The 19,405-nt window shown below is 72.5% G+C and carries 2 protein-coding genes; both read left to right on the forward strand.

Going from position 1 to position 19,405, the window contains the following annotated elements; genetic code table 11:
• The first annotated feature begins 164 nt into the window (after nucleotides 1–164).
• On the forward strand, nucleotides 165–9,776 hold the full coding sequence (locus GXP74_RS25840) for a type I polyketide synthase (protein ID WP_182453627.1): 9,612 nt from the start codon (nucleotides 165–167) through the stop codon (nucleotides 9,774–9,776).
• 76 nt (nucleotides 9,777–9,852) lie between these two features.
• Nucleotides 9,853–19,389 carry a type I polyketide synthase gene (locus GXP74_RS25845; RefSeq protein ID WP_182453628.1) on the forward strand — a complete coding sequence of 3,179 codons (9,537 nt, stop codon included), beginning with the start codon at nucleotides 9,853–9,855 and terminating at the stop codon, nucleotides 19,387–19,389.
• The last annotated feature ends 16 nt before the right edge of the window (nucleotides 19,390–19,405 follow it).

Consider the following 19,405-nt stretch of genomic DNA (forward strand, 5'->3'; position numbering starts at 1 on the left):
CGTAGGGGTCGGGGCGGAGGTTAGGGGTTTGAGGAGTCGGCACCGCACTCGATAATGGAGACATTCCAACGACATGCACGGTGGCCTTCCGCTGCCCTTCGCAGTGTCGGACGGGTGCGTCGGGGAATTTGCCTCCCGGGCGGTACCGCGAGGGGGGAGAATTCATGACGGTGACCCAGAGCGCTGAATTCGCGGATCTTTCCGCAACAGCCTCCACATCGACTTCCGGGTCGGCTTCCGCTGCGGCTTCCGGATCGGCCCGGGTGGAGCCGATCGCCATTGTCGGACTTTCCTGCCGACTTCCCGGAGCGCCGAATTCCGCGGCCTTCTGGCAGCTGCTGGCGCGCGGCGAGAGCGCGATCGGCGAGGCCCCCGCGGGCCGTCCGGGCGGGAGCAGCCCGTCGGTCGGCGGCTTCCTCGACCAGGTCGACGGCTTCGACCCCGAGTTCTTCGGCACCACCGCGCGCGAGGCCGCCGCCATGGACCCCCAGCAGCGGCTGTTCCTCGAACTGAGCTGGGAGGCCCTGGAGGACGCCCGGATCGTGCCGGGCGCCCTGTCCGGCACCGCGACCGGGGTCTTCGTCGGCGCGATCGCCGCCGACTACGCCGCGCTGCTCCAGGCGCGCGGCGACCTCGCGGTCAACCGCTACAGCCTGACCGGGCTGAACCGGGGCATCATCGCCAACCGGGTCTCGTACACGCTGGGGCTGCACGGGCCGAGCCTGACCGTCGACTCCGCCCAGTCCTCCGCGCTCACCGCGGTCCAGCTGGCCTGCGAGAGCCTGCGCCGGGGCGAGAGCACGGTCGCCCTGGCGGGCGGCGTCAGCCTGAACCTGGCGCCCGGTAGCACCCTGGCCGCCGACCGGCTGGGCGCGCTCTCCCCGGACGGCCGCTGCTTCACCTTCGACGCCCGCGCCAACGGCTACGTGCGCGGCGAGGGCGGCGGCGTGGTCGTGCTCAAGCTGCTCTCCCAGGCGGTCGCCGACGGCGACCGGGTGCACTGCCTGGTGCTGGGCGGCGCGGTCAACAACGACGGCGCCACCGACGGCCTGACCGTGCCCAGCGCCGACGCCCAGGAGCGCGTGGTGCGCGCGGCGGTGGCCCAGGCCGGGGTCGACCCCGGCCACGTCCAGTACGTGGAACTGCACGGCACCGGGACCCGGGTCGGCGACCCGATCGAGGCCGCCGCCCTCGGCGCGGCGCTGGGTGGCGGGCGGGCCGGTGACCGGCCGCTGCTGGTGGGCTCGGCGAAGACCAACGTCGGCCACCTGGAGGGGGCTTCCGGCATCGTCGGACTGCTCAAGGTCGCCCTCAGCATCCGCAACCGGGCGCTGCCCGCGAGCCTCAACTTCGAGACCCCGAACCCGCTGATCCGCTTCGACGAGTGGAACCTGCGGGTCCAGCGGGAGCTCACGCCCTGGCCCGGCACGGACCGGCCGCTGCTGGCCGGGGTCAGCTCCTTCGGCATGGGCGGCGCCAACTGCCACCTGGTACTCGCCGAGCCCGAGCCGCTCCCGGCCGCGCAGGCCGTGCAGGCCGCCCCGGCGCCCGGCTCGGGCTCGCCGGACCGGCCGGTGGCCTGGATCCTGTCCGCCCGCGACCAGGCCGCACTGCGCGAGCAGGCCGCGCTGCTGCACGCCGCGGTCACCGACCGGCCGGAGCTCACCCCGGCCCCGGTCGCCCGCTCGCTGGCCACCACCCGCACCGCTTTCCGCCACCGGGCCGCCGTCGTCGGCGCGGACCGCCAGGAACTGCTGGACGGCGTACGGGCGCTGGCCGACGGCGAGCAGTCGGCGGCGCTGCTGCAGGGCGTTGCCGGGGACACCGGCGGCACCGTGTTCGTGTTCCCCGGGCAGGGCAGCCAGTGGGTCGGCATGGCGACCGAATTGCTGGACAGCTCACCGGTGTTCGCCGAGCACCTGGACTCCTGCCTGCGCGCCCTCGCGCCGCACCTGTCCTGGTCGCCGCTGGACGTCCTGCGCGACGTCCCCGGCGCGCCGCCGCTGGACCGGGTGGACGTGGTCCAGCCGCTGCTGTTCGCGGTCCAGGTCTCGCTGGCCCGGCTCTGGCTGGCCTCCGGGGTGCGCCCGGCTGCGGTGATCGGGCACTCGCAGGGGGAGATCGCCGCCGCCCACCTCGCCGGAGCGCTGACGCTGGCCGACGCCGCCGCCGTGGTGGCGCTGCGCAGCCAGGCCATCGCCGAGCTCGCGGCCTCGGGCCCGGGAGGCGGCATGGCCTCGGTCCCGCTGCCCGCCGCCGAGGTCAGCGAGCGGCTGGCCCGCTGGGCGGGGCTGCTCAGCGTCGCCGCCGTCAACGGACCGGACTCCACCGTGGTCTCCGGCGACCGCGCCGCCCTGGCCGAGCTGCTCGCCGAGTACCGCGGCGAGGACGTCCGGGTGCGCGCCATCCCGGTCGACTACGCCTCGCACTCGCCGCAGGTGGAGGGGTTGCGCGAGCGGCTTCCCGCGCTGCTGTCCGGCATCGTCCCGGGCCCGGGCGAGCTGGCGTTCTACTCCACGGTCACCGGCGGCCTGCTCGACACCACCGAGCTGACCGGCGACTACTGGTACCGGAACCTGCGGCAGCCGGTGGAGTTCGAGCAGGCGCTGCGGGCGGCCCTGGCCGACGGGCACCGCGCCTTCGTGGAGAGCAGCCCGCACCCGGTGCTGAGCTACGGCGTCCGCCAGATCCTCGACTCGGCCGCCCCGGCGGACCCGGCCGCGGACACCGGTTCGGTCGCGGTGGGTACGCTGCGCCGCGACCACGGCGGCCTGCGCCAGTTCCACGAGTCGCTGGCGCAGTTCCACCTCGGCGGCGGCCAGGTGCACTGGCCCGCCGCGCTGCCGGTCGGGACCGAGCTGGTCGACCTGCCCGGCTACCCGTTCCAGCGCCGTCCGCTGTGGCTGGACCACGAGGACACCGAGAGTGCCGTCGTCGCCCCGGCGCAGGCCCAGGGCCCGCGCGGCGCGGAGCTGCGCAGCGCCGTGCTGGCCGCCGCCGCGATCGTCCTCGGCCAGCGGCCGGACGCGCACATCGACGCCGAACTCACCTTCAAGGAGCTGGGTTTCGACTCGGCGGGGGCGGTCGAGTTCCGGGTCCGGCTGGAGGCCGCGACCGGCCTCGCGCTCTCCCCGACCCTGATCTACGACCACCCGACGCCCGAGGCGCTGGTCCGGCACCTGGAGCCGCGATCGGACGAGCAGCAGCCCACCGCCGACCCGGCCGCCGTGGCCGCCGACCCGGACACCGACCCGATCGCGCTGGTCGCGATGAGCGGCCGCTGGCCCGGCGAGGCGGACACCCCGGAGCAGCTCTGGGAGCTGGTGCTGTCCGGCCGGGACGCGATCGGGCCCTTCCCGGAGAACCGCGGCTGGGATCTGGACGGCCTCTACGACCCGCACGGCGAGCGCCCCGGGACCACGTACACCCGCGAGGGCGGCTTCCTGCACCGCGCGGACGAGGTCGACGCCGCGTTCTTCGGGCTGAGCCCGCGCGAGGCGGCCGCGATGGACCCGCAGCAGCGGCTGCTGCTGGAGGCCTCCTGGGAGCTGTGCGAGCGGGCCGGGATCGACCCGACCACCCTGCGCGGCAGCCGGACCGGCGTCTTCGTCGGGGTGATGCCGCAGGACTACGGACCGCGCCTGCACGAGACGCCGGAGGGACACCAGGGCCATGCCCTGACCGGCAGCCTGACCAGCGTCGCCTCCGGCCGGATCGCGTACACCCTGGGGCTTGAGGGCCCGGCGATCACCGTCGACACGGCCTGCTCCTCGTCGCTGGTGGCGATGCACCTGTCGGTGCAGGCGCTGCGGCGCGGCGAGTGCGACCTGGCGGTCGCCGGCGGCGTCACCGTGATGTCCCACCCCGGGATGTTCACCGAGTTCAGCCGACAGCACGGGCTCGCGCCCGACGGTCGGTGCAAGCCCTTCGGCGCGGAGGCGGACGGGACCGCCTGGTCGGAGGGGGCGGGCCTGGTCCTGCTGGAGCGGCTGTCCACCGCCCGGCGACTGGGCCACCCGGTTCTGGCCGTGGTCCGGGGCAGTGCGGTGAACCAGGACGGCGCCAGCAACGGGCTCACCGCCCCGAACGGCCCCGCCCAGCAACGGGTCATCCGCGCCGCCCTGGCCTCGGCCGGGCTGGCCCCCGGCGATGTCGACGCGCTGGAGGCGCACGGCACCGGCACCACCCTCGGCGACCCGATCGAGGCGCAGGCGGTGCTCGCCACCTACGGGCAGGACCGCCCGGCGGACCGGCCGCTGTGGCTCGGCTCGCTGAAGTCCAACATCGGCCACACCCAGGCGGCGGCCGGGGTCACCGGTGTGATCAAGATGGTGCACGCGCTCAACGCCGGGGTGCTGCCCCGCAGCCTGCACGCGGAGCAGCCGTCCCCGCACGTGGACTGGACCGCGGGAGCGGTCTCCCTGCTCACTGAGAACACCGAGTGGCCGCGGACCGACCGGCCGCGCCGCGCCGCCGTCTCCTCCTTCGGCATCAGCGGCACCAACGCGCACCTCATCCTGGAGCAGGCCCCGGACGCGCCACCCGTTCCCGACAACACAACTGACGAGCCGTCACTTCCGGTTCCGCTGCTGCTCTCCGGTAAGAGCGAGGCGGCCCTGCGGGCGCAGGCACAGCGGCTGCGGGAGCGGATCAGCGCCCAGGAACAGGACCGGCTGGGCGACTTCGGCTACTCCCTGGCCACCACCCGCACCCGTTTCGAGCACCGCGCGGTGGTCGTCGCGGACAGCCGCGAGCAGGCGCTGGACCGGCTGACCGGGCTGGCGGCGGGCGAGGACGCGGGGTCCGGGGTGGTCGTCGGCGCCGTCTCCGCCCGGGCCGGGCGAACCGCGTTCCTGTTCAGCGGGCAGGGCAGCCAGCGTCCCGGCATGGGCCGCGAACTGCACCGCGCCTTCCCGGTGTTCGCCGAGCAGTTCGACGCCGTGGCCGCCGAGTTGGACCGGCACCTGTCCCGCCCGCTGCGGGAGCTGGTCTTCGCCGAGCCCGGCAGCCCGGAGGCGGCGCTGCTGGACAGCACCGGATTCACCCAGCCCGCGCTGTTCGCCGTCGAGGTCGCGCTGTACCGGCTGGCCGAGTCCTTCGGGCTGCGCGCCGACTACCTGATCGGCCACTCGATCGGCGAGCTGACCGCCGCCCACCTGGCGGGCGTGCTGTCGCTGCCGGACGCCGCCGCACTGGTCGCCGCTCGGGCCCGACTGATGCAGCAACTGCCCACCGGCGGCGCGATGGTGGCGCTGGAGGCGACCGAGGCACAGGCGCTGGAACTGCTCGCCGGACAGGAGGCCGCAGTCGGCATCGCCGCCGTCAACGGCCCGCGCTCGGTGGTGCTGTCCGGCGACGAGGCCCCCGTGCTGGCGCTCGCCGACCGCTGGCGCGGGAGCGGACACAAGGCCAAGCGGCTGGCGGTCAGCCACGCCTTCCACTCCCCGCACATGGACCCGGTGCTCGCGGAGTTCCGGGAGATCGCGGCCGGTCTCGACTTCGCCGAGCCGCGGATCCCGGTGCTGTCCAACGTCACCGGTCTGCCCGCGACCGCCGCCGAACTGGGCGACCCCGACTACTGGGTCCGCCATGTGCGCGGCGCCGTCCGCTTCCACGACGGCATCCGGCAGTTGGACGGCCTCGGGGTCACCCGCTACCTGGAGCTGGGGCCGGACGCGGTGCTCACCGCGCTCACCCACGACACCCTCGCCGAACTGCCGCAGTCCGACGAACAGTCCACGCCCCGGCGGGTGTTGACGTCAGCGCTGCGCCGCAACCGGCCGGAGGCGGAGTCGTTCACCGCCGCGCTGGCCGAACTCCACACCGACGGCGTGGCGGTGGACTGGACCGCCGCCTTCGCCGGGCACCCGGTCCGCCGGACCGAGCTGCCGACCTACGCGTTCCAACGCCACGCGTACTGGCTGACCGCCGACTCCGGCCTGGGCCGGTCGGGCGGGGCGGCCGACCGCAGCGCGCATCCGCTGCTCGACACCGCCGTGGAACTCGCCGGAGACGCGGGCTGGCTGCTCACCGGACAGCTGTCGCTGCGCACCCACCCGTGGCTGGGCGACCACGCGGTCCTCGGCCGGGTACTGCTGCCGGGCACCGCCTTCGTCGAGCTGGCGCTGCACGCGGCGGAACTCGCCGGAGCCGAGCACCTGGAGGAACTGACCATCGAGGCACCGCTGTTGCTGCCGGAGCAGGGAACCATCCGGCTCCAGGTCGTGATCGGCGCCGAGGGCGACACCGGCCACCGGACGCTGACCGTGCACTCGGCCGCCGCCGCGTCGGCCGAGTGGACCAGGCACGCGACCGGGCTGCTCGCCCGCTCCGGTCCGGCCGACACCACCGATGCCTCCGCCGCCGACGCCGCCGGTGCGTGGCCCCCGGCCGGGGCGGTCCCGGTCGACCTGTCCGACCTCTACCCGCGCCTGGACGCGCTCGGCTACGAGTACGGCCCGGCGTTCCAGGGACTGCGGGCGGCCTGGCGGCTCGGCCAGGAGGTACTGGCCGAGGTCGAGCTGCCCGAGGAGCAGGCCGCCGCAGCGAGCGGCTTCGGGCTGCACCCGGCACTGCTGGACGCGGCCCTGCACGCCGTGGTCGGCCTCCCGACCACGGACGCCGACACCCCCCGGACCCGGCTGCCGTTCGCCTGGAGCGGCCTGGATCTGCGCGCCACCGGCGCCGCCGCCCTGCGGGTGCGGGTGAGTCCGAACGGAACGGACACCGTCGCCCTCCGGCTCGCCGACAGTGCCGGAGCCCCGGTGGCCGAGGTGCGCGGGCTGACCCTGCGCGAGATCGCACCCGCCCAGCTGCGCGCCCCGGCGGCACGCAGCGACCGCCCGTACCGGCTGGAGTGGCCGCTGCTGGACACCGACCCGCGTCCGTTCCCGGGGTCCTGGGCGCTGATCGCCGCCGAGGGCACCGGGCTGGCGGTCCCGGGCGCGCTGGACGGACCCGCCGAGGAACACCCGGCGCTCCACCCGGACCTCGCCGCGCTCGGCGCCGCCATCGACGCGGCGGGCGCCGACGGCGGCACCGCCCCCGAGGTGGTGCTGCTCGACGCGACCGCCACCCACGGCGGTGCCGACTGCCCCGCCGCAGCCCACGCGCTGCTCGGCCGGATCCTGGCCCAGCTCCAGAGCTGGCTCGCGGACGACCGCTTCGCCGACTCGCTGCTGGCCGTGGTCACCCGCCAGGCGGTCGCCGCCCGCCCGGGCGAGGCCCCGGGCGACCTGGCCACCGCCGGTCTGTGGGGGCTGCTGCGCACCGCGCAGACCGAGAACCCCGGCCGCCTGGCCGTCGTCGACCTCGACCACCGGCCGCCAACACTGGCCGCGCTGCGCGCCGCGCTCGGCTCCGGCGAGCCCCAACTCGCCCTGCGCGAACCGGAGCTCCGGGTCCCACGGCTGGCCCAGGACACCGACCAGGGCCTGCTCACCCCGCCGGACACCGCCGACTGGCGGCTGGACGTCACCGAACCCGGCTCCCTGGCCAACCTCGCCCTGCTGGAGAACCCGGAGGCACAGCGGGAGTTGGCGCCCGGCGAGGTACGGCTGGCGCTGCGGGCGGCCGGGCTCAACTTCCGCGACGTACTGATCAGCCTCGGCATGTACCCGGGCGGCGCCCGGATCGGCGCCGAGGGCGCCGGCACGGTCCTGGAGATCGGGCCCGGAGTCACCCAACTCGCACCGGGCGACCGGGTCATGGGCCTGGTACAGGGCACCCTCGGCCCGCTCGCCGTCACCGACCACCGGCTGCTCACCCGCATCCCGGACGGCTGGACCGACGCCCAGGCGGCATCGGTCCCGGTGGCCTTCCTCACCGCCCACCACGGCCTCGCCGGACTCGGCGGGCTGCGCCCCGGCGAGCGGCTGCTGGTCCACGCCGCGACCGGCGGCGTCGGCACCGCCGCCGTGCAACTCGCCCGGCACTGGGGCGTCGAGGTCTTCGGCACGGCGAGCCCGGGCAAGTGGGAGGCACTGCGCGGACAGGGTCTGGACGACGCGCACATCGCCTCCTCGCGGACCCTCGACTTCGAGCAGCGGTTCCGCGCGAACACCGACGGCCACGGCGTCGACGTGGTCCTCAACTCCCTTGCCCACGAGTTCACCGACGCCTCACTGCGGCTGCTGGCCGACGGCGGGCGACTGATCGAGATGGGCAAGACCGACGTCCGCGACCCGGCCCAGGTGGCCGCCGACCACCACGGCGTCAGCTACCAGGCGTTCGACCTGTTCGAGGTGGACGCCGACCGGATCGGTCGGATGCTCGGCGAACTCGGCGAGCTGTTCCGGCAGGGCGTGCTCCAGCCGCTGCCGGTCAGCGCCTGGGACGTCCGCCAGGCTCCGGAGGCGCTGCGGCACCTGAGCCAGGCCCGGCACACCGGCAAGCTCGTGCTCACCCTCCCGGCCGCACCGCGCCCCGAGGGCACCACCCTGATCACCGGCGGTACCGGCGCCCTCGGCGGCCTGCTCGCCCGCCATCTGGTCGCCCACCACGGCGTCCGCCACCTGCTGCTGGTCAGCCGCCGCGGCTCGGACGCTCCGGGTGCGACCGAACTCGCGACAGAGTTGCGGGAGTTGGGTGCCGAGGTGCGGATCGGAGCGGCCGATGTGGCCGATCCGGACAGCCTCGGCGCGCTGCTCGGGTCCATCGACCCCGCGCACCCGCTCACCACCGTCGTGCACACCGCCGGGACGCTCAGCGACGGCGTGCTCACCTCACTGACACCCAGTCAACTCGACGCGGTGTTGCGGCCGAAGGTCGACGCCGCGTGGAACCTGCACCAGCTGACCGAACACCTGGACCTGTCCGCCTTCGTGCTGTTCTCCTCCGCCGTGGGCGTGCTCGGCAACGCCGGGCAGGCCAACTACGCGGCGGCCAACAGCTACCTGGACGCCCTGGCCCAGCACCGCCGGGCGCGCGGGCTCCCGGCGCTGTCCCTGGCCTGGGGGCACTGGGCCGAGGCGAGCGAGGGGATGACCGGGCACCTCACCGCCACCGACGTCACCCGGATGGCCCGCAGCGGACTGTCCCCGATGACCACCGAACAGGGCCTGGAGCTGTTCGACCGTTCACTCGGATCGGCGCATCCGGCCCTCGTCCCCGCCGGTATCGACACCGCCGGGCTGCTGCCCGACACCGCCGCGCCGGTCCTGCGGAACCTGCTGCGCTCCGGCCCCCGACGCGGCGTCGCCGCCAGGAGCACCACCGCCAGCACCGCTACCCCGGTCGACCGCGCCGCACAACTCGTTGACCAGCTCACCGGATTGGCCGTGGTTGAGCAGCAGCGGCTGCTGCTGGCCCTGGTCCGGGAGACCGCAGCCGCCGTACTCGGCCACACCTCGGCCGACGCCATCCGCGCCGACCAGGGGTTCATGGACTCCGAGTTCGACTCACTCAGCGCGGTCGAGTTGCGCAACCGGCTCATCACGGTGACCGGACTGCGGCTGCCGACCACCCTGGTCTTCGACCATCCGACGCCGCTGCTGCTGGCCGCGTACCTGCGCGAGTCCCTGCTCCCGACCACCCAGGGCGAACCGCTGGGCGCCGAACTGGACCAGTTGGAAGCCGCGTTGGCTGCGGCTGACAGCACCGGCTGGGACGACAGCGAGCGGGACAGGACCGTGCTGCGGCTGAACGCCCTGCTGCTGCGGTTGGCGAACCCCCAGCCGGACGACGGCCCGGACCCGGCCGACATCGGCACGAAGATCACCGCCGCCTCGGACGACGAGATCTTCGACTTCATTGAGAACGAGCTCGGAATCGCCTGACGTTCAGGCCGCTGTTCCCGCACCGGAGAACGCGCCCGAACCGGGCACCCATGACTAACGAAGAGGCTGAGACCGCATGGCGAACGAGGAAAAGCTCAGGGACTACCTCAACCGGGTGGCCACCGAACTGCATCAGACCCGGCAGCGACTTCGTGACACTGAGTCAGCCCAGAGCGAGCCGATCGCCATCGTCGGCATGAGCGGCCGCTTCCCCGGCGGCGCCGCCTCCGCCGACGACCTGTGGCAACTGGTCACCGAGGAGCGGGACGTCATCGGCGGCTTCCCGCTGAACCGGGGCTGGGACCTCGACGGGTTCTACGATCCGGATCCCGACAGCACCGGCAAGACCTACGTCCGCGAAGGCGGGTTCCTGCACGAGGCCGCCGAGTTCGACGCCGAGTTCTTCGGGATCTCCCCGCGCGAGGCGCTGGCCGCCGACCCGCAGCAGCGGCTGCTGCTGGAGGCCTCCTGGGAGGCACTGGAGCACGCGGGCATCGACCCCTCGACCCTGCGCGGCAGCGCCACCGGCGTGTTCGCCGGAGTCATCGCCCAGGACTACGGCCCCAGCCTGCACCATCCACCGGCCGAGAAGACCGACGGCTATGTGCTGACCGGCAACACCTCCAGCGTGGCCTCCGGCCGGATCGCCTACACCTTCGGCTTCGAGGGTCCGGCGGTGACCGTGGACACCGCCTGCTCGTCCTCGCTGGTCGCGCTGCACCTGGCGGTGCAGTCGCTGCGCTCCGGCGAGTCCGACCTGGCCCTGGCCGGCGGCGTCACCGTGCTGTCCACCCCCGGTATCTTCATCGAGTTCAGCCGCCAGCGCGGCCTCGCCCGCGACGGCCGGATCAAGGCCTTCGCCGGTGCCGCCGACGGCACGGCCTGGGGCGAGGCGGTCGGCGTCCTGGTCCTGGAGCGGCTCTCGGCCGCCCAGCGGCTCGGGCACCGGGTACTGGCGGTGATCCGGGGCAGCGCGGTCAACCAGGACGGCCGCAGCAGCCAGCTGACCGCCCCGAACGGCCCCTCGCAGCAGCGGGTCATCCGGCAGGCCCTGACCAACGCCCGACTCACCCCGGCCGAGGTCGACGCGGTCGAGGCGCACGGCACCGGTACCACGCTCGGTGACCCGATCGAGGCGCAGGCGCTGATCGCCACCTACGGCCAGAACCGGCCCGCCGACCGGCCGCTGTGGCTCGGCTCGCTCAAGTCCAACATCGGCCACACCCAGGCGGCGGCCGGTGTCGCCGGGGTGATCAAGATGGTCCAGGCGATCCAGCACGGTGTGCTGCCCAAGACCCTGCACGTGGACGAGCCGTCGCCGCACGTCGACTGGTCGGCCGGGACCGTCGCATTGCTGACGGATGCTCAGCAGTGGCCGGAAACAGGTCAGTTGCGTCGCGCCGGGGTGTCGGCGTTCGGTGTCAGCGGCACCAACGCGCATGTGATCCTGGAGCAGGCCCCGGCCGTCGAGTCGCAGCCCGCGACCGCTCCGGCCACGCCCCTGCCGTGGGTGCTCTCCGCCCGGACCCCGGACGCGCTGGCAGCCCAGGCGGAACGCCTGCTCACCCTCGCCGAAACCCCGGACGCCCCGCACCCGGCCGACATCGCCACCGCGCTGCTGCACTCGCGGGCGCTGCTGGACGAGCGGGCGGTGATCGTCGCCGAGGAACGGCAGGACTACCTGACCGCCCTGCGCGCCCTGGCCACCAACGCCCCCGCCCCCGGCCTGACCCGCGGACACGTCCGCCCCACCGGCAAAACAGTCTTCGTCTTCCCCGGACAGGGATCCCAGTGGCCCGCCATGGCCACCGAACTCCTCACCACCTCACCCGTCTTCACCCACCACATCCAGCAGTGCGCCGACGCCCTCGCCCCGCACACCGACTGGAACCTCCTCGACGTCCTCCACCAAACCCCGAACGCACCCACCCTGGACCGCGTCGACGTCGTCCAACCCGCCCTATGGGCCGTCATGATCTCCCTCGCCCGCCTGTGGCAACACCACGGCATCCACCCCGACGCCGTCATCGGACACAGCCAAGGCGAAATCGCCGCCGCCCACATCGCCGGCGCCCTCACCCTCACCGACTCCGCCCGCATCATCACCCTCCGCAGCCAAGCCATCAACACCCTCAGCGGCCACGGCACCATGGCCTCCATCAACCTCCCCACCAACCAGGTACAGCAGCGCCTGGCGCCCTGGGCGGACCGCATCTCCGTCGCCGCCGTCAACGGACCCGCCACGACGATCGTCTCCGGTGAGGTCCAGGCCATCACCGAGCTCGTCAACTCGCTGGAAGCGCAGGCCATTCGCGTGCGGGTGATCCCCGTCGACTACGCCTCCCACTCCGCCCAGGTCGAACGCATCCAGGACCAGATCCTGCACGACCTCGCCCCCATCACCCCCCAAACCGCCACCATCCCCCTCCTGTCCACCGTCACCAACACCTGGATCGACACCACCACCCTCGACGCCACCTACTGGTACACCAACCTGCGCCAAACCGTCCGACTCCACGAAGCCACCCACACCCTCGCCACCACCGGACACCACACCTACATCGAAATCAGCCCCCACCCCGTCCTCACCACCGCCATCCAAGAAACACTGGAGGAGATCGACCACCAGGCAACCGTCACCGGCACCCTGCGCCGCGACGAAGGCGGACTCAACCGCCTCCACACCTCACTCGCCGAAACCTTCGTCCACGGCACCCAGGTCACCTGGCAACCCGAAAACGACGACACCACCCCACGGCAGCACGTTCCCCTCCCCAGCTACGCCTTCCAGCGGAAGCGCTACTGGCTCGACGCGACCAAGCCCGCCGGGGAGACCACCTTCGGCCTCGGCTCGCCGGGTGCTGACGCGCAGTTCTGGAAGCTGGTGGAAGGCGGCGACCCGGCCCAGGTGGCGGACACGTTGGGTGTCGGTGACGACGCGGTCCGCGAGTCACTGGGAACCGTACTGCCCGCCCTGTCCACCTGGTGGGAACAACGCCAGTCCGCCACCACCGTCGACGCCTGGCGACACAAAGTCGTCTGGCGAGAACTCCCACAGACCCCACCCACCACCCTCACCGGCACCTGGCTCCTGGTCCTCCCCACCGACCAACAAAACCACCCCATCGCCACCGCCACCCAAGAAGCCCTCACCCAAGCAGGCGCCCACACCACCCACCTCCTGATCAACCACACCACCGACCGCACCACCATCACCCACCAACTCCAACAACACACCCAACCCCTCACCGGCATCATCTCCCTCCTCGCCCTCGAAAACCGACCCCACCCCAACCACCCCACCCTCCCCTGGCTCTACGCCACCACCCTCACCCTCACCCAAGCCCTCCAAGACACCACCACCACAGCACCCCTGTGGCTCATCACCCAAACCGCCATCAGCACCCACCCCACCGACCCCCTCACCAACCCCACCCACGCACTCCTCTGGGGCCTCGGCACCATCATCGACGTCGAAAACCCCACCCCCTGGGGCGGACTCATCGACCTCCCCCAACACCCACAACCCCACCACTACAACCAACTCCCCAACCTCCTCAACCAACCCACCACCCACCCCGAACACGAACTCGCCCTCCGCAACACCACCACCCACACCCGCCGACTCACCCACAACCCCCACCAACCCACCACCAACACCACCCCCTACAAACCCACCGGAACCACCCTCATCACCGGCGGCACCGGCGCCCTCGGCACCCACCTCGCCCGCTGGCTCGCCCACCAAGGCGCACCCCACCTCCTCCTCATCAGCCGACGCGGACCCCACGCACCCGGCGCCACCCAACTCCAAACCGAACTCACCAACCTCGGCACCCAAGTCACCATCACCACCGCCGACATCACCAACCGAGACGAACTGGCCGACGCACTCAAGCTGATCCCGTCGCACCTGCCGCTCACCGGCGTGTTCCACGCCGCCGCCGTCCTGGACGACGCGCTGATCGGTGACCTGACGGTCGAGCAACTTGAGAGCGCACTCCAGGCCAAGGTGAACGGCGCACTGCACCTGGACGCGTTGACCCGGGACCTGGACCTGTCCGCGTTCGTCCTCTTCTCCTCCGTCGCCGGAGTCTGCGGCGTCGCCGGACAGGGCAACTACGCCCCCGGCAACGCCTTCCTCGACGCACTCGCCGCCCAACGCCGCACCCAGGGCCTCCCCGCCACCTCCATCGCCTGGGGACACTGGGCAGGCGGCGGCATCGCCGCACCCGAGATCGAGGCCAAGCTGCGCCGCCAGGGCCTCACCGAGCTGCCGCCCGAGCAGGCCGTCACCGTGCTGGGGCAGGTGCTGGACAACAACGATCCGCACCTGGTCGTGGTCGATGTCGACTGGACGGTCCTCTTCCGCGACCGCAACCGTCGGCTCATCGACGAGCTCCCGCAGCTCCAGTCCACCCGGCAGTCCAGCAGCACCCTGCTCCCGACCGAGGAGCCCGCTGACGCGTCCGGCCTGGCCGGGCGCCTGCGTGGACTTCCGCAGGCCGAGCAGCGTCGTCTGCTGCTGGAGCTGGTGCGCGCCGAGGCGGCATCCGTCCAGGGGCACACCTCGTCGGACGCGGTCGACGGCGCGCGGACGTTCCGGGACCAGGGCTTCGACTCGCTCACCGCCGTCGAGTTCCGCAACCGCCTCAACACCGCCACCGGCCTGCGCCTCCCCGCCACCCTCGTCTTCGACCACCCCACCCCCACCGCCCTCGCCGAACTCCTGCACCGCGAACTCGTGGGCGAGCAGGCCCAGCAGACGGCCGTGGTGGTCGTCGAGGGTGGTTCGTCGGATGAGGCGGTGGCGATCGTGGGGATGGCGTGCCGCTATCCGGGTGGGGTGCGTTCGCCGGAGGACCTGTGGCGGTTGGTGGCGGACGGTGTGGACGCGGTGTCGGAGTTCCCGACCGACCGTGGCTGGGACCTGGAGCGGTTGTTCCATCCGGATCCGGACCACGCCGGTACGTCCTACAGCCGTCATGGCGGGTTCCTGGACGACGCGGCCCTGTTCGACGCGGGCTTCTTCGGGATCTCCCCGCGCGAGGCCCTGGCCACCGACCCGCAGCAGCGACTGCTGCTGGAGACCGCCTGGGAGACCCTGGAGAACGCGGGCATCGACCCCACCTCCCTGCGCGGCAGCCGCACCGGCGTCTTCGCCGGAATAGCCGGGCACGACTACGCCAGCCGCCTCGGCAGCACGCCGGAGGAGCTTGAGGCGTACCTCGGTATCGGCAACGCCAGCAGTGTGGCCACCGGTCGGATCGCGTACACGCTGGGCTTCGAGGGCCCGGCGGTGACCGTGGACACCGCCTGCTCCTCGTCCCTGGTCGCGCTGCACCTGGCCGCCCAGTCGCTGCGCTCCGGCGAGTCCGACCTCGCCCTGGCCGGCGGCGTCGTGGTGATGTCCTCGCCCAACACCTTCGTGGAGTTCTCCCGGCAGCGGGCCATGTCCGTGGACGGCCGCTGCAAGGCGTACGCGGGTGCCGCCGACGGTGCGGGCTGGGCCGAGGGCGTCGGCCTGCTGCTGGTGGAGCGACTGTCCGACGCCCAACGCCTCGGCCACCCGATCCTCGCCGTGGTGCGCGGGACCGCGGTCAACCAGGACGGCGCGAGCAACGGCCTGACCGCACCCAGCGGACCCTCGCAGCAGCGGGTCATCCGGCAGGCCCTGACCAACGCCCGACTCACCCCGGCCGAGGTCGACGTGGTCGAGGGACACGGCACCGGTACCACCCTCGGTGACCCGATCGAGGCCCAGGCGCTGATCGCCACCTACGGCCAGAACCGGCCCGCCGACCGGCCGCTGTGGCTCGGCTCGCTCAAGTCCAACATCGGCCACACCCAGGCCGCGGCCGGGGTCGCCGGGGTCATCAAGATGGTCCAGGCGATCCAGCACGGCCTGCTGCCCAAGACCCTCCACGTCGACCAGCCCTCACCCCACGTCGACTGGACCGAAGGCAGCGTGCAGCTCCTGATTGACCATCAAGAATGGCCGGAGACAGGTGAACCGCGTCGTGCCGGGGTGTCGGCGTTCGGTGTCAGTGGCACCAACGCGCACGTGATCCTGGAGCAGGCCCCGGCCGTCGACCCGCAGCCGGAACCCGAGCCCTCGGCGGCGCTCCCCTGGGTGCTCTCCGCCCACTCCCCCGAGGCACTGACCGCGCAGGCGGCGCGCCTCGCCACCACACTCGACCTCGATCCGAGCCTCCGCCCGGAGGACGTCGGATACGCACTGCTGCACTCGCGGGCGCTGTTGGACGAGCGGGCGGTGATCGTCGCCGAGGAACGGCAGGACTACCTGACCGCCCTGCGCGCCCTGGCCACCAACGCCCCCGCCCCCGGCCTGACCCGCGGACACGTCCGCCCCACCGGCAAAACAGTCTTCGTCTTCCCCGGACAGGGATCCCAGTGGCCCGCCATGGCCACCGAACTCCTCACCACCTCACCCGTCTTCACCCACCACATCCAGCAGTGCGCCGACGCCCTCGCCCCGCACACCGACTGGAACCTCCTCGACGTCCTCCACCAAACCCCGAACGCACCCACCCTGGACCGCGTCGACGTCGTCCAACCCGCCCTATGGGCCGTCATGATCTCCCTCGCCCGCCTGTGGCAACACCACGGCATCCACCCCGACGCCGTCATCGGACACAGCCAAGGCGAAATCGCCGCCGCCCACATCGCCGGCGCCCTCACCCTCACCGACTCCGCCCGCATCATCACCCTCCGCAGCCAAGCCATCAACACCCTCAGCGGCCACGGCACCATGGCCTCCATCAACCTCCCCACCACCGACCTCGAAAACCGCCTCACCCCCTGGGGCAACCGCATCTCCATCGCCGCCGTCAACGGACCCGCCACCACCGTCGTCTCCGGCGAAACCCAAGCCGTCACCGAACTCGTCGCCGCAGCCGAAGCCGACAACATCCGCGCCCGCCTCATCCCCGTCGACTACGCCTCCCACTCCGCCCAGGTCGAACACATCCAGGACCAGATCCTGCACGACCTCGCCCCCATCACCCCCCAAACCGCCACCATCCCCCTCCTGTCCACCGTCACCAACACCTGGATCGACACCACCACCCTCGACGCCACCTACTGGTACACCAACCTGCGCCAAACCGTCCGACTCCACGAAGCCACCCACACCCTCGCCACCACCGGACACCACACCTACATCGAAATCAGCCCCCACCCCGTCCTCACCACCGCCATCCAAGAAACCCTCGAAACCACCGACCACCCCAACACCGTCACCGGCACCCTGCGCCGCGACGACGGCGGACTCAACCGCCTGCACACCTCACTCGCCGAAACCTTCGTCCACGGTGCCCCCATCACCTGGCAGCCCGTAGCCGAGGGCGTCCGGCCCGCGCCGACCAAGCTTCCGACCTACGCGTTCCAGCGGGAGCGCTACTGGATCGACCAGGTCCCCGCCGAGACCGGTCCGGTGGGTGGCCAGTCCGCCGTCGACGCCCGGTTCTGGGAGACCGTGCAGCGCGGTGACCTGTCGCAGGTGGCGGACACGTTGGGTGTCGGTGACGACGCGGTCCGCGAGTCACTGGGAACCGTACTGCCCGCCCTGTCCACCTGGTGGGAACAACGCCAGTCCGCCACCACCGTCGACGCCTGGCGACACAAAGTCGTCTGGCGAGAACTCCCACAGACCCCACCCACCACCCTCACCGGCACCTGGCTCCTGGTCCTCCCCACCGACCAACAAAACCACCCCATCGCCACCGCCACCCAAGAAGCCCTCACCCAAGCAGGCGCCCACACCACCCACCTCCTGATCAACCACACCACCGACCGCACCACCATCACCCACCAACTCCAACAACACACCCAACCCCTCACCGGCATCATCTCCCTCCTCGCCCTCGAAAACCGACCCCACCCCAACCACCCCACCCTCCCCTGGCTCTACGCCACCACCCTCACCCTCACCCAAGCCCTCCAAGACACCACCACCACAGCACCCCTGTGGCTCATCACCCAAACCGCCATCAGCACCCACCCCACCGACCCCCTCACCAACCCCACCCACGCACTCCTCTGGGGCCTCGGCACCATCATCGACGTCGAAAACCCCACCCCCTGGGGCGGACTCATCGACCTCCCCCAACACCCACAACCCCACCACTACAACCAACTCCCCAACCTCCTCAACCAACCCACCACCCACCCCGAACACGAACTCGCCCTCCGCAACACCACCACCCACACCCGCCGACTAACCCACAACCCCCACCAACCCACCACCAACACCACCCCCTACAAACCCACCGGAACCACCCTCATCACCGGCGGCACCGGCGCCCTCGGCACCCACCTCGCCCGCTGGCTCGCCCACCAAGGCGCACCCCACCTCCTCCTCATCAGCCGACGCGGACCCCACGCACCCGGCGCCACCCAACTCCAAACCGAACTCACCAACCTCGGCACCCAAGTCACCATCACCACCGCCGACATCACCAACCGAGACGAACTGGAGGCGGTGCTCGCCGGTATCCCCGAGGAGTTTCCGCTGACCGGTGTGTTCCACACCGCCGCCGTCCTGGAGGACGCCGTGATCGGCGCACTGACGGTGGATCAGCTGGACCGCGCGGTCAGCGTGAAGGTGAACGGCGCACTGCACCTCGACGCGTTGACCCGGGACCTGGACCTGTCCGCGTTCGTCCTCTTCTCCTCCGTCGCCGGAGTCTGCGGCGTCGCCGGACAGGGCAACTACGCCCCCGGCAACGCCTTCCTCGACGCACTCGCCGCCCAACGCCGCACCCAAGGCCTCCCCGCCACCTCCATCGCCTGGGGACACTGGGCAGGCGGCGGCATCGCCGCACCCGAGATCGAAGAGAAGCTCGGCAGGCAGGGCCTCACCATGCTGCCGCCGGAGCTGGCGGTGTCCGCGCTCGGCCAGGTCCTGGACGACGACGAGTCGCACCTGATGGTCTGCGACATCGACTGGACGGTCCTCTTCCGCGACCGCGACCACCCGCTCGTGAACGAGCTCCCGGCGGTCCAGCGGGCCCGGCGCGCCGCGGCGGCCGCGGCCGGCCCCTCCCGTCCCAGCGCGCCGGACTTCGCCGGCCAGTTGGCCGCGCTCTCCCCGGCCGAGCAGCGGCGGACGCTGCTGCGCCTGGTCCGTGAGCAGGCGGCGGCGGTGCAGGGGCACGCGTCGGCGGACGCGGTGGAGCCGGGCAAGCGGTTCCGGGACCAGGGCTTCGACTCGCTCACCGCCGTCGAGTTCCGCAACCGCCTCAACACCGCCACCGGCCTGCGCCTCCCCGCCACCCTCGTCTTCGACCACCCCACCCCCACCGCCCTCGCCGAACTCCTGCAAGCCGAGTTGGCACCGGTGGCCGAGGTGAGCGTGGACACCGTGCTCGCGGACATCGACCGGCTGGAGTCGACGCTGGGCGCGCTGGTGGCCGACCGGTCGGAGCGGTCCGCGATGACCGCCCGGCTACAGGAGGTGGTCGCCCGCTGGACGGCCGTTCCGGTCGGTGCGGCCGGTCCCGGCGGCCCGAGCGTGGCAGAGGAGTTGGACTCCTCGGACTCCGACGACGAGCTGATCGAGCTCATCGGCAAGACCTTCGGCATCTCCTGACTCCTTCACCTCACGA

Source organism: Streptacidiphilus sp. P02-A3a (assembly GCF_014084105.1).
Taxonomy (GTDB): domain Bacteria; phylum Actinomycetota; class Actinomycetes; order Streptomycetales; family Streptomycetaceae; genus Streptacidiphilus.